General features: G+C 41.5%; 1 protein-coding gene. It reads left to right on the top strand.

Going from position 1 to position 277, the window contains the following annotated elements:
• On the top strand, positions 1–277 hold a 277-nt coding region (locus tag C6N31_RS47365), incomplete at both ends, for a protein kinase domain-containing protein (protein WP_198359717.1).

Here is a 277-nt window from a genome sequence, read left to right as displayed (position 1 = left end):
GCTGTTTTTTGGACTGATTATGTGGCTACTCGTTGGTACCGTGCTCCTGAACTCTGTGGTTCTTTTTCTTTCAAGTATACTCCTGCTGTTGATGTTTGGAGCATAGGATGTATATTTGCTGAGCTTCTCATCAGACAGCCCTTGTTTCCTGGAAAAAATGTTGTGCACCAACTGGATATCATAACTGATTTACTTGGCACACCTCCAGCTGAGTTAATTGCACGGATAGGCAATGACAAAGCTAGAAAGTATTTGAGTTCCATGAGGAAAAAACAAC

It is taken from the genome of Streptomyces fildesensis, assembly GCF_016107395.1.
Taxonomy (GTDB): domain Bacteria; phylum Actinomycetota; class Actinomycetes; order Streptomycetales; family Streptomycetaceae; genus Actinacidiphila; species Actinacidiphila fildesensis.
Note: the sequence above shows the minus strand (reverse complement) of the source record. Positions and strands in the feature narration are given on the sequence as shown.